The organism is Croceicoccus bisphenolivorans (genome assembly GCF_001634625.1).
Classification (GTDB): domain Bacteria; phylum Pseudomonadota; class Alphaproteobacteria; order Sphingomonadales; family Sphingomonadaceae; genus Croceicoccus; species Croceicoccus bisphenolivorans.
Genome location: NZ_LRSE01000021.1, coordinates 20,391 through 31,545, shown reverse-complemented (window position 1 = coordinate 31,545; position 11,155 = coordinate 20,391). Strand labels below are relative to the sequence as shown.

The following is an 11,155-nucleotide window of genomic DNA, read 5'->3' as shown; positions in this document are numbered from 1 at the left end:
GCGGGGGCGGCGGTGCCATGCCGAAGTTGTAGGTCAACGTGCCCAGCAGCGAGTGCGTACGAATGTCGTGATTGACCGGAGTACCGTCAACCGACATCAGGTCGATGTCATCATGACGGAAATAGCGATACTTAAGGCCGACATCCCAATTGTCGGTAAGCGGAGCGCGGACACCGGCAAGGATCTGCCATGCGAAACCGGTATCGGAATCATCAAGCAAATCCGGATCGTCATCATTTAAGCTGACGTCCAAGCTGGTCCGTGCAACACCGACGCCACCGCCCACGAAGCCCTGCAGGCCATCATCATCGCCAAAGTCGATCAAGCCATTAAGCATGAACGAAAGCGTGTCGAAGTTGACCGCGACATCCTCGTCTTCGTAAGTCACGCCATCGAGCGTAGCGCCGTCATCATCAGCGCCCTTATATGCCGCTTCCGCTTCGAGACGGAACATCCCGAAGTCATAGCCGACGATACCGCCGAAATCATAGCCATAGTCCCAATCGACGGATCCAGCGTTAGCTTCGTCGTCGACAGTCAGATCAGTGTCTTCAGGCAGCATAATGCCGCCATCGAGTTCGATGTACCAAGCGTCATCGCGCGCGAGTGCGGGTGTGGCAAGGGCTGTCGAGGCCATTGCCAATCCGATCACCAGTTTACGCATTAGCGTTTCCCCTTAATTTCCATTCTATTGATCGAGGCCACGGAGGTGACATCTATCCTTTGTTCATATTTCGCGCAAGCACCCCAAGGGTGATGAATCGTTGCATAAACGCATCAGTTTCTTACAGTTTTGCGCAAAAACAGCTGATAGCCGTTCCCTCACGTCATCGATAAACCGCTTTGGAAAGGAAAAGTTCCCGCTACCCGGTTTAGACCGGTGCAAGGATGCCCGCAGTTTGAAGGACGGTCAAAATTCCGGCTATTGCGATCCTTGCCTCCTCATCCACAACATCACCTTGTACAGGCGCTGAGACCTCGATCGAGGTCTGCCAACCGTCTTCAAAATACCGATATTTGCCAATGGATCGATCGAATACGGCCATGCGTTCGGTGGGCTGAGCGAATATCCATTGTCCGTCATTCCAGAATGCCAAGTGCCCATCCTGTCCTGCGAAAGCGCCAGTTGCGCCGTTTGATATGATCCAGCATTGCCCGTTGCTGATCGTGACAGGCGGTTCGGATGCAACTCCCTCGACGAAGGGGTGCATCAGCATATCGCTGAGAACATGTGCCTCGTTGACGTAAAACTCCTTCTGGGCCTGCGCTGCGAAGAGCAGCGGCAGTCCGAAGCGAGGAGTGGACGAGTTAAAACTAATAGGATCGATCACAGCCGTCTCCTTTTGGTTATGAGATAGAAATGATTAGCGGGGGCGACATCGACGATGAGCCGATCTGACGAATTTCCAGGTGTTTGGGGCTTGGCTTGCTTGTCAGTTCTTCCCAAATCTGTTGTGCGAGGATCAGGTTCGTGACGCTCGTCGTCCAAGAGAGCGTATCGCCCGAACCATCACGGAACCGTACCTCATAACTCTCGACAGTTTCCGAAAACGGGACATCAACCTCGTCGAGCCATTGCCAGCCACCACGTGCGCGCCTGACCCAAGTCAGTAGCCGGGCGCCGTCCGTCTGCGCCTTGAGCTGTGCTTTCACCGGCGTAAGGGGACGGAAAAATGAGCCTAGTTCAGCAATTGTCGTAGTGGCGGGCGCCAGATCGCCGTTGCCCAACGCAAGGGCCGTTGCGGTTGGCGCGGAACCTATAGTTGTAACGTCGATCGAACTGAGCGTGCTGTCTAGCAAAGCGAAACCCTCGCCGACTTTGTGATCTGCGATGGCGGTTTCAGTCCCGCCGCGCCCGCGCAGCAATCCCGATATTCGCCAAAGACCTGCACCGAGCGATTCTGCAGAGGCGAATTGGATGAGTTCCTTGCCGACCCGAGTACGATTTGCACCCTGTGCCAACGCGATCATATCTGCCTCTGCCAGCATGAACTTCGGGTCCACGAGTTCGACGACAAGCGAGTTTGCCCTGTCGAACAAATGCGGGCTCGCGGCAGGCAGCGCTGTCGAAACGGTGCCGATCGTGGCACGCGTGCGCGCAGCGGTCCCGGCGGGTTTCAGGGAGCCGTTTCCAATGTCTACGTAAAGGGCCGCACCGTTCCAGCCAGACGACTGTGATGAAACTGCGGCGTATATTTTTCTTTCAGTGCCACTGCCCAAGCCATCCCATGGCAATTCGAAAGCCTGGATGACGCTCTCGCCAACCGGTTCGTCGGTTGCAGGCCTAATAATGCCAGCATCGCCAGAAGCTAGCAGCCCGGTGTTAGCCGTAATGTCTACCGCTTCCAGTTCGAGTTCCACGCCTTCAGCGCGCCATTCCCAGGCGCGTATTTGCCAGACCCCGCGCTCGCCCGCTGGCCTGACAAGCGTACCGCACCGCAGGTCGTCATCGATCGTGGCAATTCGATATGACATGGTTTCGCGAGATTGCTCGCGGGTGTCGGCCATGCGGTCCGCTAGCTGTCTGGCGTGGTTCGCGACCAGGCAGGCCGGAAATTCGATTGTCTCGATCTGTCCCCTGCCGGGCTTGCCGCGACTTCTCTGCAGGCCTGGTTGATAGTCGCGGTCAAGGTCGTAATATCTAACGCCGACTGCGTCAGCATGGTTGTCGATGCGACGTTTGCGCCGCACGCCCGTTTGGCCGGCAAATTCGCCATCCTTGCTCGCAACGGTTGGCGGCAAGTCGGTTACACTCTCACCGGACACGCCAACCGCCGATGTTATGACAAGTTCAGCGCCACCCCCTTGGCAGGAAATCGGGTAAAAATCCTGCAGAAGCGACAGCAGGTTGGCGTCGCTGCCGCCATCGTGCGTGAAGCCTGTCAGTTCCGGAAGGGGCATCGCGCGCACTGCGATATCTTCACCTGGCAGCAACTCGGAAAGACCAAACTCCCCGTCGTCGGCGATAATCTCGAACGTCAGCGCAGGAATCCTGTTCCCGAAGTCTGCCAGTGCGAGATCTTCGAACACGGCATAGGCCAGTCCGCGAAAAGCGGGGCAAGCCGGCCCCATGTCTGCCGCCATGAGTGGATCTTGCGCTTGGTCCTCATCTCCAAGGTATATCCGTAATTTCCCGCCTGCTTTCAGGTCGCCTTCCGATCCCCTGAGCAGGTTCCCATCGGCCCAGACGCGCCCGATGCCCTTGATGTGCCGACTAGCCAACGCAACAGCGCAGGAGATGCTGTAGTTATATGTCGTGATACTGGGCTTGCCCTTGCCACCACCGCTTTTCTCGGAATGCTCGACAAGTTCGGTTGCCCAGATGATGCTGCCAGCCGACCGGACTTTGCCGAAATGGCGGGGAATTGGGGTGCCATAGCTGGACGTCGTGACAGACAGATCCTTCAGTCGCGGACCTTCGTGCTTTGGCGATCCGATAATGGCGGAATCCAGAACCCGCCCCGCGATCGAGCCAATTGCGCCTCCCAAAGGGCCACCAAGGGCCGTCCCGATTGCGGTTAGAACAAGTGTAGCCATTGCGACTTTCCATATGGATCAATCAACGCTCCAGACTTTCAGGATGCGCCAATCGTTGTTGGGTGTGCTGACGAGAACGCGCCGCAATCCGGCGTGCGCATGAACGATGCGGTGTTGACCGAGCGAAACTGCAAGGTGATGCTGGAACCCCTCCAGCCCGTACAGGACGATGTCGTTTCTTGCCGGAGGAAATCTGCTGCTTTTCAGGCCGCTTTGCTCCGCCATTGGCAGGAACGCTTCGATGCCAGACCTATTTCTCAGATCGTACCTGCGCGGCAATGTTGGGGTTAACCCGGCACGTTCCATGGCGGCGCCGATCAGCCCCACGCAATCCAGTCCGATGCCCGGGTCGCGGCCATGCATTCGAAAGGGCACACCCACCATGCCGAGAGCTGCCTCGGCGATTGTCGGCATTCCTAGTGTGCCATTGGATAGCGGGCCAGCAGGTCGTTCCCGGGCAGGAACGGTTCGCCGCGAAAATTCACTGCGTTCGCAAAACGATCGGAGCAGGTGAACCAGCGATGATCGCAGCCTTCGCGCAGCTCTATCCGGTGCCCGACAGCGACGCTGGTGTCGAATATCCTGTTCAGGACGAGTTTGCCGCCGTCGATTGCCGCGACGCTCATCTCAATCCCGGCCTCCTGCCCATCGAGGAAGATGACAGATCCGCCAAGAAATTTACTGACGTCTATCAGGCCAGATACCGCCAGAGCGTTTTCCGCAAGGTAGACAGCATCGACAATCGCTTCCCGTGTGAAGCGAGCGATCGACAGGTTGCATCCCGGACCGCAAAAATGGGCCCTGCATGTCGGGCTTGTCTGCGGGATGCGTTGTCTTGCCAGTACGGATTTTACGGAGCTGAGGTCAGCCGAATAGGTCGGTCCATCCTGCGAAACCGATCCAATCGTGCCTGCATAGATAATGCGGCTTTCCATGGTAGTCCAATCGACGAGACCCATCTCTACGCGTGCGCCGTCAAAGCGACCCATGGCCAGATCAGCAGCGTTGATGGTTTCGTGATCCAGCGCACCGGTAATCTCGGCGCTGTCCGGCTCCAAATCGGAACTCAACCTGACTGCCGAGGGCACCATTCCGGGGGCAGTCAGATGGCGGATATGATCGAAGACCAGATCACGGTCATGACTGGTAAAACCGACCGTCACACCGTCTTGCCTGAATACGCGCCACCAGGTCGCAACACTTTCAAGCTCGGTCGAAAACCAGCGACGCGTCATTGACCTTCTCTCAGCTCCACCAGTTGAACACTGGGCGCTTCACCGGCGGCGACGCCGACGCTGGAAATTTCCAGACGATCGTTTGCGAAGCGAACGGGCACATCGAAAAGGAAACCGGCGCGAACGTCGGCACCCTCGGCTGGCGGCATGTCCAGACGCAGGACGCCATGGTCTTCCAGCGCCCACGCATCGGTTTGGACACCATCGACGCTGACCAGAATGCTCGAAGCGGCAGGCCGGGTGATCCGGCGCCTTTGTGCATCGTGCCCGCTGCCATAGTGCTTGGCCAGTTCGAACGACGTTTCGCTACCGTCACCAATTCCGATCAGTTGATCGAACGGCGTCGGTTCTCCGGTCATCTCGTTGGAGCTGAAATCATAGCTATCGCGCAGGCGGAACCCTCTGGCCGGTCCGCGACGTGCGCGAAAAAACGAAATGAGGGTCCCCAGTTCCGCTTCGGAACGAATGCCCGGGCCGACATCGAAACTGAGGCGTGCGTCCGACCAGACCGTGTTGCGATGCTCATGGCCAGAGGCGGTCATCACGATCGATGTCGAAAACTCGGGCATGACGGTAGAGCCGCGTCCGAGTGCCAGCGGGTAGGGGATGTCATCGAAGGGCTGCATGTCTTCCTCATTTTTCGGAGCCGGCAGGCGCACATATCCGTCGCGCATGATTTGCGGCGACGCCCAGACGAAGCGCCGCTGGATGCCGCGATCGTCCGCCTCGTCCAGACCCCGATCGATCCTTTCCCAGTAGATGGCGGCGTCCTCGGGCAGGAGAACGAACCCGGCCAGGTAGTCCTGAAGCGTCCGGGGGTACCCGAGACGCTTATCGAGCTGTTCATAGGCGTTGTATCGCAGGCCCGATTTACCGGCGGTCAGCCAGTCGTAGTCCTCGATCTGCAGCCGGTCGAATGCCGGCATCGCCCATCCGTGCGGAAGGTTTGCACGCATGGCTTCGGGTGTTTCCGGATCCATGATCGTGGGAACGAAGGCGAGCAGCCTGATGTCGGAAAGGTCAGACCCGGCAACCTGGCGTACAGCGTCAGCAAGACCGGAAGTCGACTCCGACAGCGCCGTTCCTGCCTCGTCCAGCAAGGAGAGTTGGGCGTTGTCCAACGGGGCCTTCAGCGACTGGATCGCAATCGGATTGCCGCCAAAGCGAGCCTTCGCAGCATCGTCGTACAGACAAATTCTGCCATCGCCATATGTCCACCACCACGGCTCTCCGATCTGGAATCTTACCGGCAGACCGGCGGCCTTTAGCAAGGTGGCCGTTTCAGCGCCCACCTTGCGCAAGTATCCCATGGCATTGTCGTTAGCCGGTGACAGCAGATTGGATGGTGGCTCCCATCCGGTCTGGGCCGGGGCACCATCCAGATCGCGCTGTGTCCATGCTTGCGGGCAGTGCATGGCAAGAAGTTCGTAGGAGAGGGATGCTACCGGTTCGAACCCCATGGCCTTGCAACGGGTAAAGTAATCGAGATGCCAGGCACGCGCCGCGACATTCAAAGCAGCAGCGTCGGGATCGACCACGAATTGCTCGCCTCCGGCAGCTTTGAGCCTGAAATAGTGGCTCATGCCCATGTAGTGCACAATCTCGCCGCGATATCCCAAGGCCCGAGCATTGCGTAGAATGCGGGCTGGCGTCTGCGTCCCGCAATCATCGAACGCCGTGCATATCCCCACTCCGTGAGGCGGAACCATTACCGCTCCGGCAGCCAGTACGGCATCCTTGCCATCGGCCCTGATCTCGCTCATCTCGGCCCATCCTTCGACGGGGGTCGCAAGATCTCCACCGTTTGCGGCGTATCCCGGCGGAGCAAGCGAGATAAACATCCGGTCGATGTCGCCTGCGTATACGGGGTCGGCTTCGTACGGCAGGAGGAAACCACCATCCAGCTTCGAAAAGCGGATGTCGATCCGCGCATCGCCGGGCGAACCTTCGGCATAGTTCCACAAGCGGACGTACCACGTTCGTGCGGTGCCGTTTTCGTCACGCCCCTCGATCGTGAGTGTCGGGCCATTCAGCGCGTCGAGCGGGATCACTCCGCCTGATCGCCAGCGGAAAGAGAAAGCGAGCTGGCGATAATCGCGATTTGTATCGTAACTCGTCAACGGATGGTCGAGAGTATCGACGCTATCCCAGATCAGCCCGGCAAGGTCGTTCTTGCGATAGAACACGCAATCCATTCGCAAAGCGTCCGGTGCGGTAGTCGCGACCGCCGCCATCATCGGGCGCGGAAAGTTCACGGTCCAGAAGCGAGGATCGAAACGCTGTATCCATTCGCTGCGCTGGCCGTTGCGGGCTTTCGCCAGCCAGTATGCCATATGCTCGGCCTTTCGCGTGGGGGTGTATCAATAAGCGGAGAGCGCGCGGCGCACCGCGCTGGCGACCTGTCTGCTCGAACGTTGCAGGCTTTCTGCCGAAGACGAGCCGGCGGGCGCGTTAAGGTTGATCGAAACCCTGACATCGCGCCCGCTGCCGCCGTTGCCGGTCTCGATCCGGCCAGAACTCGTCGGCACGAATACCTCCGGGCCGCGCTCTCCGACTAGGTAAGCAGAGCCGGGCGATACGTTTCCGCCCGTCGCCCTGCCGGGCAGGCCCAGCACACCGCCGATCAGGCCGGTCAAGCCACCGCCAAGTAGTCCGCCACCAATCTGCGAAAGCCCTGCCTGAAGCGCCGACGCTGCAATTTCATCGAGTGCGCGCAACGCGGTCCGTTTCAGGTCGTCGAAGCCGAGACTACCCCTGCGCACCGCGCCAAGCAGGCTGGATTCGAGGATGTTGCCCGCCCGACCGAACCCGTCGACCAGGGTTGAATCGAACGTATCCCGCATGCGCTGTATGTCGCTTTCGAAGCCATCCGTGCTGGCACGCACATCGACCATCAGTGTTTCGATATCGCTATCCATTGTCCTGCTCCAAAAGCTGCGTCAGTTCGCTGCGGCTGATGCCCGATGCTTGTCGGGGCCCGTTGGCGGCCTCGATGATTGCACTCACTTCCGCAGGGGTGGCGGCCCAGAATTCGTCCGGCCGCCACCCCAACATCAGCGCGCACTGCCCTGAAAGGCGTGCAGCGCTATCCGCGAAGCGTTGGTATTTCGGCGTCATTCACGCACCCTGCAGCACCTGCTTCAGCACCGCGCGCAACGTCGGCGCGCTGGCGGCAAGGCCCTGTGCAGCAATTGCCTCGCCCACATCGTCGCGGGTGATATCTCCGCGATCGGCAAGGCAGTGCCAGAAAAGACCTGCCATCTCGGCCAGCTTTAGCCGGCCCGAGCCTGCGCGGTCGACGAGTTCGAAGAGTGGTCCAATCTCTTCCTCGGCCGCAACCAGCGCGCCGAATGTGGGACGCAGGCGGCGCTTGCGTCCCTTGATGAAGATCGTGGCCTCTCCGCGTGCAGGGTTCGCTTCCCGCTCGTCGGTCATGCGCTCACCGGCGTGACCGGGCCGGAGCTTTCGAGGCTCATCGTGTAATTGCGTTCGCCATTGAAATCGCCGGCGTAGTCGAGCCGCTGAACCAGGAACCTGCCTTGCATCCGTTCGCCGTCCTCGAAGCTGAGTTCGTAGTCGGCGATGGTTCCCGCCATGGCGTTTGCGCGGATCTGGGTTTCCGCCGCCGAACCGAGGAAAATGCCCGCTGCGCTGACGGAAACCTGCCTTGTGCCGGCACCGGACAGGATTTCGCGCCAGCCGCCGGAATCCTTGGTGGTAACGACGACAGCTTCGCCGGTGATCGACATCTGCGTCGTGCGCAGGCCGGCGACGGTGGTGTAGGTGGTGGGCGATCCGCCGTCGCCGATCTTGAGAAGGAAGGCACTGCCTTTCTGGGCGCTCATCACGCAGTCTCCGATATGTCAGGGTGTTGAAAGCAGGTCAGTTCGCAAGGATGCGGAACCGGAATTCGAGAAGGACCGCGCGAACCGTGCCGCCGCGTTGTTCCGTCCGGGCCCGCAGGAACTGGATGTTGACGATGCGAAAAGCCGGCTGTTGGCGCGGTAACGCCATCACCGCGTCTTCGATATTCGCGACGAGAACCGGGGCCGTCGCCGGATCGTCGCCGCGTGTCTGAAGCTCGACCGCAATGCGAACTTCGCGACCTTCGCCTGTCTTGTGGCTCCAGTCGGCACTGGCACTGGCCACGATCGCCAGCCATGGCAGACTGGCGCGCAAGGGCGCTTCCTCGCTGATCGCATTGAGTTCGCCGTCCAGCACGGGATGGTTCGACAAGTGGTGGAGGAGGGCAGCTCGCAGGCTGATTTCCATGTCGTCTAGTCCTTGTAGCGGGGCGCGAAATCGGGCCAGAGCAAGTCGGCCCGGCGCCAGCGGTTTGCGCGATGACGCCCGGATCTTTCTGCCACTTTGCTGCGCACGGCTGCGGTCAGCAGGCGCGTGAACGCGGCACCGTTCCAGCGGCCCTCGATCATGCGAGCCGCATCCTGCGCCATGGTTGCCACAGCGCGGCAACGGCTCGCGGCGGAGCCGTTTCGGCATTGCCCGTTTCGCGCTGGCGATGGTGATGCGCGGCCAGCCTGATGGCGCCTTGACGCAGAGTGTCGGGAAGAGCGTCCCAACCGGTTGCAAGACCGGCTGTGAAACGAACGGCCACGCGTTTCCCGTTCGTGCCGCCAAGCACGCGAAAACGACCGACGCCATCCGCATCGATATCCAGCTCGTAATCCTCGACGCCGAGCGGATTGCGAGAGCCGTCGACAGCGACCGTCTCGATCCCTGTGATACCGGTGACGGGGCGCGTCGATAGTGTCTGCCAGCCGGTGACGGAAAAAGCGGCCGGGCGGATGGGCCAGGTTTCCTCGCAATCCGTCACTATGGCGCGGACGCCGGTATAAGCCTCGCATATGTCGAGCGAGGCGTTGAGCAGATTGCCGAGCAGCGCGTCTTCGCGCGTGGTATTGATGCCCAGCCACTCCTTCAGCTCGGCAAGGGCCGATGCGGGCAGGGCGGGGGGCGCAAGAACGGCGCGCTTCATATCGTGCTGCCTTTCGAAAGCCGTAAAAAGACAGGAAGCGCCCACACGACGAGGGGAATACCGGGCGAGCGCTTCCTTGAAGGGCGGAAAACGAACGGCAAGGGGCGGGCCGAACGCTTTCCGGCAGGACGTCGCTGACCCTGCGCCTTGCGCTTAGGGTGCGACCGATCCCGACTTGGAGAGGTCGATCAGGCCTCGATCTTCAGAAGCTTGATCGCGTCGCTGTCGAGCACCTGACCACCAATCCGCTTCGTTGCGTAGAAGTGGACGAACGGCTTGTTCGAGAACGGATCGCGCAGGATCGAGGTCGCCGAGCGTTCGGCGATCAGGTAACCGGCGCGGAAGTTGCCGAACGCGATCGGGGTGCTGCCGGCAGCGACGTCGGGCATGTCTTCTGCCTCCACGATCGGATAGCCAAGCAGTCGGTCGGGCTGCCCTTCGATCAGGCCGGGTTGCCACAGGAACGCGCCGTCACTGGTCTTCAGCTTGCGAACCGCAGCCATCGTGGCAGAGTTCATCACCCAGCTCGCACCCTGCCGATGCGATGCCTTCAGGGTGTGGACCAGGTCGATCAGTTTCGCTTCCGGCGCAGTGTCGAAACCGGTTGCGTTGCCAGAACCCACATACTGGACCGAACCGAATGCACGAGCGCCATCGTTGGCGCTCGACTGCGCGGCCTGCAGGAAGCCCATGGGCTGGTTCACGCCGGTGCCGTTGACGAAGGCGGCACCTTCGGCACGGGCGAACTCGGTCGCGATTTCGTCGGCAAGCCATGCTTCCAGATCGAAGCCCGCATCGTCGAGCATCGCCTGGCTGGCTGCCGGATTGGCATAGAGTTCACCCGACGGCGGCGCGATTTCGTGGAAGGTCGGTGTCGCGGTTTCGGGACGCGCTGCCGCTTCGCTGACCCAGCCTGACGACGTGCCATTACCGGTGACGAGCTTGCGATAGCCCGCGCTGCCGGTCTGCACCACCTGCGCGATCTGGCGGATCGGGCTGATGTCCTTGAGCGAACGGGCGATCATCGCGTCCAGTTCACGCGGCACGGCATAGCCACCATCGGTGGGGACCGCGCTGGAAATCGACTTCAGTTCGGTTTCCCGTCCCTGGCGAAGGTAGCTGTTGACGAAGCCCTTTACCTCGGCGCTCAGCATCGGGGTAAGCCCCTGCTGGCCACCTTCGATCACGGGGCGGGCTGCGGCACGGCTCACCTTGTCGAGCCGGGTCTTCACTTCCTCGACATCGCGGCGCAGGCCCTTGATCGATTCCTCGGCGGCGTCCTGACGTGCGACGATGTCGAACGAAGCGTCGAGGCCTTCCATCTTGGTTTCCATATTCATGGGGCAAATTACCTTTCACACATGAAAAAGGCCGCCCCATTCAGGCG

At 60.5% G+C, this 11,155-nt stretch carries 14 protein-coding genes; all 14 read right to left on the bottom strand.

All coding sequences use genetic code 11. The annotated features are described in order from the left end of the window. On the bottom strand, nt 1–664 hold a 664-nt coding region (locus A7A77_RS15925), incomplete at its 3' end, for an outer membrane protein (RefSeq protein ID WP_156500628.1). A gap of 208 nt (nt 665–872) precedes the next feature. After that, nucleotides 873–1,331, bottom strand: coding sequence for a DUF2793 domain-containing protein (locus A7A77_RS15920; protein WP_066560539.1), 459 nt, complete (start codon nt 1,329–1,331; stop codon nt 873–875). Between the two features lie 16 nt (nt 1,332–1,347). Then, the gene (locus A7A77_RS15915) at nt 1,348–3,537 is read right to left on the bottom strand and encodes a GTA baseplate fiber-binding domain-containing protein (protein WP_066560537.1); all 2,190 of its coding nucleotides are present in this window, start codon (nt 3,535–3,537) and stop codon (nt 1,348–1,350) included. A gap of 18 nt (nt 3,538–3,555) precedes the next feature. Beyond that, nucleotides 3,556–3,951, bottom strand: coding sequence for an NlpC/P60 family protein (locus A7A77_RS15910; RefSeq protein ID WP_066560535.1), 396 nt, complete (start codon nt 3,949–3,951; stop codon nt 3,556–3,558). 2 nt (nt 3,952–3,953) lie between these two features. Further along, complete coding sequence (locus tag A7A77_RS15905) at nt 3,954–4,772, bottom strand: DUF2163 domain-containing protein (protein WP_066560534.1); 819 nt, start codon at nt 4,770–4,772, stop codon at nt 3,954–3,956. Then, the gene (locus A7A77_RS15900; RefSeq protein ID WP_066560533.1) at nt 4,769–7,105 is read right to left on the bottom strand and encodes a DUF2460 domain-containing protein; all 2,337 of its coding nucleotides are present in this window, start codon (nt 7,103–7,105) and stop codon (nt 4,769–4,771) included. The genes A7A77_RS15905 and A7A77_RS15900 overlap by 4 nt, the downstream gene beginning before the upstream one ends. 27 nt (nt 7,106–7,132) lie before the next feature. Continuing rightward, the gene (locus tag A7A77_RS15895; protein WP_066560531.1) at nt 7,133–7,690 is read right to left on the bottom strand and encodes a tail tape measure protein; all 558 of its coding nucleotides are present in this window, start codon (nt 7,688–7,690) and stop codon (nt 7,133–7,135) included. Beyond that, a complete protein-coding gene (locus A7A77_RS15890) occupies nt 7,683–7,889 on the bottom strand; it encodes a phage tail assembly chaperone (RefSeq protein WP_066560529.1) in 207 nt (68 codons plus the stop codon). Before A7A77_RS15890 ends, A7A77_RS15895 begins: the two co-directional genes overlap by 8 nt. Continuing rightward, complete coding sequence (locus A7A77_RS15885; protein ID WP_066560527.1) at nt 7,890–8,207, bottom strand: gene transfer agent family protein; 318 nt, start codon at nt 8,205–8,207, stop codon at nt 7,890–7,892. After that, nucleotides 8,204–8,617 carry a phage major tail protein, TP901-1 family gene (locus A7A77_RS15880; protein ID WP_066560525.1) on the bottom strand — a complete coding sequence of 138 codons (414 nt, stop codon included), beginning with the start codon at nt 8,615–8,617 and terminating at the stop codon, nt 8,204–8,206. Before A7A77_RS15880 ends, A7A77_RS15885 begins: the two co-directional genes overlap by 4 nt. Nucleotides 8,618–8,654: 37 nt before the next feature. Then, nucleotides 8,655–9,044 carry a DUF3168 domain-containing protein gene (locus A7A77_RS15875; RefSeq protein WP_066560515.1) on the bottom strand — a complete coding sequence of 130 codons (390 nt, stop codon included), beginning with the start codon at nt 9,042–9,044 and terminating at the stop codon, nt 8,655–8,657. Nucleotides 9,045–9,049: 5 nt separating this feature from the next. After that, nucleotides 9,050–9,205, bottom strand: a complete 156-nt coding sequence (locus tag A7A77_RS18025) for a hypothetical protein (RefSeq protein WP_156500627.1) — start codon at nt 9,203–9,205, stop codon at nt 9,050–9,052. After that, on the bottom strand, nt 9,202–9,768 hold the full coding sequence (locus tag A7A77_RS15870) for a head-tail connector protein (protein ID WP_066560513.1): 567 nt from the start codon (nt 9,766–9,768) through the stop codon (nt 9,202–9,204). Before A7A77_RS15870 ends, A7A77_RS18025 begins: the two co-directional genes overlap by 4 nt. Nucleotides 9,769–9,956: 188 nt before the next feature. After that, nucleotides 9,957–11,108, bottom strand: a complete 1,152-nt coding sequence (locus tag A7A77_RS15865) for a phage major capsid protein (protein WP_066560511.1) — start codon at nt 11,106–11,108, stop codon at nt 9,957–9,959. Between the last annotated feature and the right edge of the window lie 47 nt (nt 11,109–11,155).

Excerpts from the sequence above, each read along its gene's own strand:
- A7A77_RS15895 (WP_066560531.1), bottom strand. The coding sequence starts at position 7,690 with ATGGATAGCGATATCGAAACACTGATGGTCGATGTGCGTGCCAGCACG.
- A7A77_RS15905 (WP_066560534.1), bottom strand. The coding sequence starts at position 4,772 with ATGACGCGTCGCTGGTTTTCGACCGAGCTTGAAAGTGTTGCGACCTGG.
- A7A77_RS15865 (WP_066560511.1), bottom strand. The coding sequence starts at position 11,108 with ATGAATATGGAAACCAAGATGGAAGGCCTCGACGCTTCGTTCGACATC.
- A7A77_RS15890 (WP_066560529.1), bottom strand. The coding sequence starts at position 7,889 with ATGACGCCGAAATACCAACGCTTCGCGGATAGCGCTGCACGCCTTTCA.
- A7A77_RS15880 (WP_066560525.1), bottom strand. The coding sequence starts at position 8,617 with ATGAGCGCCCAGAAAGGCAGTGCCTTCCTTCTCAAGATCGGCGACGGC.
- A7A77_RS15875 (WP_066560515.1), bottom strand. The coding sequence starts at position 9,044 with ATGGAAATCAGCCTGCGAGCTGCCCTCCTCCACCACTTGTCGAACCAT.
- A7A77_RS15910 (WP_066560535.1), bottom strand. The coding sequence starts at position 3,951 with ATGCCGACAATCGCCGAGGCAGCTCTCGGCATGGTGGGTGTGCCCTTT.
- A7A77_RS15885 (WP_066560527.1), bottom strand. The coding sequence starts at position 8,207 with ATGACCGACGAGCGGGAAGCGAACCCTGCACGCGGAGAGGCCACGATC.
- A7A77_RS15915 (WP_066560537.1), bottom strand. The coding sequence starts at position 3,537 with ATGGCTACACTTGTTCTAACCGCAATCGGGACGGCCCTTGGTGGCCCT.
- A7A77_RS15900 (WP_066560533.1), bottom strand. The coding sequence starts at position 7,105 with ATGGCATACTGGCTGGCGAAAGCCCGCAACGGCCAGCGCAGCGAATGG.
- A7A77_RS15870 (WP_066560513.1), bottom strand. The coding sequence starts at position 9,768 with ATGAAGCGCGCCGTTCTTGCGCCCCCCGCCCTGCCCGCATCGGCCCTT.
- A7A77_RS18025 (WP_156500627.1), bottom strand. The coding sequence starts at position 9,205 with ATGATCGAGGGCCGCTGGAACGGTGCCGCGTTCACGCGCCTGCTGACC.